Origin of the sequence: Nonomuraea zeae (assembly GCF_005889725.1) — a bacterium.
GTDB classification, from domain to species: domain Bacteria; phylum Actinomycetota; class Actinomycetes; order Streptosporangiales; family Streptosporangiaceae; genus Nonomuraea; species Nonomuraea zeae.
Map to the genome: position 1 here is coordinate 1 of NZ_VCKX01000593.1, position 2,657 is coordinate 2,657.

Below are 2,657 nucleotides of genomic sequence, written 5' to 3' on the forward strand. Positions count from 1 at the left end.
GCGGAGGTGCGGGTGGTGGGCGGTCCCGCGGCGGGCGCGGTGCACCGGCTGGGGCTGGGCGTCCACGTCATCGGCTCGGACCCGACGTGCGCGATGGCCGCCGACGATCCGGCGCTCGCTCCGGAGGCGGTGACCGTACGCGTGACCCCTGACGCGATCACCGTGGAACGGACCTGGCAGCAGCCGGACGAGGCCCCCAGGCTCAAGCTCAAGGGCCGGTGGGCCGAGGAGGTCGCCGAGCTCACAGCACGGGTCGCGGAGCGGGAGGCGGCCGAGTTCGCCGCCGGCTACGGGGAGATCCCCGAGCTCGACGCCCAGCCGATCACCGAGCAGGTCGAGTGGCCCGACGGCGCGGTGCTGACCTGCGGCTCGTCGGTGTTCGTGCTGACCTCGATCGAGCCGAGAGACGCGCACCTGGCCCCGAGGAGCGAGGGCGGCGTGGCCTACAACCGCCCGCCCAGGCTCCGGCGCCCGGAGCTCGAGCGCAAGTTCGTCAAGCCCAAGGAGCCGGGCAGAAACGAGGGCCTGCGGCTCCAGCTCCTCGCCGCCCTCCTGCCCGCCGTGCTCGGGGTGACGCTGGCCTTCGCCCTCCAGCAGCCCTACTACCTGCTCGTCGCCCTCATGACGCCCGTCATCATGATCGGCCAGTGGTGGAGCGACCGCCGCCACGGCAAGAAGCAGCACAAGAAGGCGCTCAAGGAATATCACGAGCAGGTCGCGGCCTTCGACGAGTCGGTCGAGCAGGCCAGGGTGGCGGACCAGGCAGCACGCAGGGCGGACGCGCCCGACCCCGCGCAGGTGCTGCTCACGGCCACCGGGCCGCGCAGGCGGCTGTGGGAGCGCAGGATCCACGACTCCGACGCGCTCAGGCTCAGGGTCGGCCTGGCCGATCTGCCCGCCGACCTGGACCTGTCGGAGGAGCAGGGCGGCCGGCTCGATCCGCCGATCTGCCGGTCCGTGCCCGTGGCGCTGGCCATGCGCCGGCTGGGGGTGGCGGGCGTCACGGGCCCCCGTACGACTGCGACGAGCCTCGCGAGCTGGCTGATCGCGCAGGCCGCGACCCTGCACAGCCCTCGCGACCTGGCCATCGTGGTCGTGTCCGCGCACGCGGACGGCGAGCGGCGGTGGGGCTGGATGCGCTGGCTGCCGCACTGCGCGCCGCGCGCGGGCGAGGACTGCGTCGCGCTGGTCGGCACGGACCCGGAGTCGGCCGCCCGGCGGGTCTCCGAGCTGGCCGCCCTCATCGACGAGCGCCAGAACACCGCCATCCCCGAGCTCGGCAAGATCCCCACGGGCTGGGACGACCTCGGCGGTCCCGAGAAGCCCTCGTTCTCCTCTTACGACGTGCGCCCTTACGACGTGCTGGTGATCCTCGACGGCGCCCAGGTGCTGCGCGGCCTGCCCAGCATGCCGCAGGTACTGCGCCAGGGGCCGCGTTCCGGCGTGTACACCCTGGCCATCGACGACGATCAGCGCCTGCTGCCCGAGGAGTGCCAGACCGTGGCCGCGTGCGGCGCCGACGGCCTCGTCCGTCTGCTCGGCGGCGGCCTCGACGTGCTCGGCCCGGTCCTCGCCGACCTCGTCTCCCCCTCCTGGTGCGACCGCCTGGCCAGGGCGCTGGCGCCCATCCGCGACGTCAGCAGGGACGACCCGGCGGGCAACCTCCCCGGCGCGGCCCGCCTCCTCGACCTCATGGGCATGCCGAGCCCCGCAGGCCGGGCGCTGGCCGCCCAGTGGCGCGACCGTGGCTCCACCCGCGCGCTGATCGGTGTCGGCCCGGACGGCCCGTTCTCGGTGGACCTCAAGCTCGACGGCCCCCACGGCCTGATCGCCGGCACGACCGGCGCGGGCAAGTCCGAGCTGTTGCAGACGCTGATCTGCTCGCTGGCGGTGGCCAACCGGCCGGACCAGCTGACGTTCGTGCTGATCGACTACAAGGGCGGGGCGGCCTTCAAGGAGTGCGTACGCCTGCCGCACACGGTCGGCATGGTCAGCGACCTCGACGGCCATCTGACCCAGCGGGCCCTCGACTCGCTGGCGGCCGAGATCCGCCGGCGGGAGCGCCTCCTGCTGTCCGCGGGGGCCAAGGACATCGACGACTACACGGGCGACGGCATGCCGCGCCTGGTGCTGATCATCGACGAGTTCGCCGCGCTGGTGGCCGAGCTGCCCGACTTCGTCACGGGCCTGGTCGACATCGCCCGCAGAGGTCGTTCGCTGGGCATCCACCTGATCCTGGCCACGCAGCGGCCGGCCGGCGTGGTCACGGCCGACATCCAGGCCAACACCTCCCTGCGGATCGCCCTGCGGGTGACCGAGCCCGCCGAGTCGTCCGACGTGATCGACCAGCCCGACGCGGCGCACATCTCCAAGTCGACGCCGGGCCGGTGCTACGTCCGTTCGGGGGTCGGGGCGGCGATCGCCGTACAGACGGCCAGGGTGGGCGGCCGCAGCCCGGCCGCGTCGCCGGACGCGCCCGGCGGGGCCCGGGACCGCGTACGCGTGCAGGAGGTCGAGTGGCGGACCCTGGGCAAGGCTCTCCCGCCGCCTCCCGAGCCGGAGGAGGATTCCTCGGTCACCGACCTCACCCTCGTCGCCGACGCCCTCATCGAGGCCACCCGCCTGGCTGGAGTGCCCGACCAGCCCAGCCCGTGGCT

The 2,657-nt window shown here is 74.0% G+C and carries 1 protein-coding gene; it reads left to right on the plus strand.

What is annotated here, in order from left to right:
* On the plus strand, window positions 1-2,657 hold a 2,657-nt coding region (locus ETD85_RS61540; RefSeq protein ID WP_276617430.1), incomplete at both ends, for an FtsK/SpoIIIE domain-containing protein.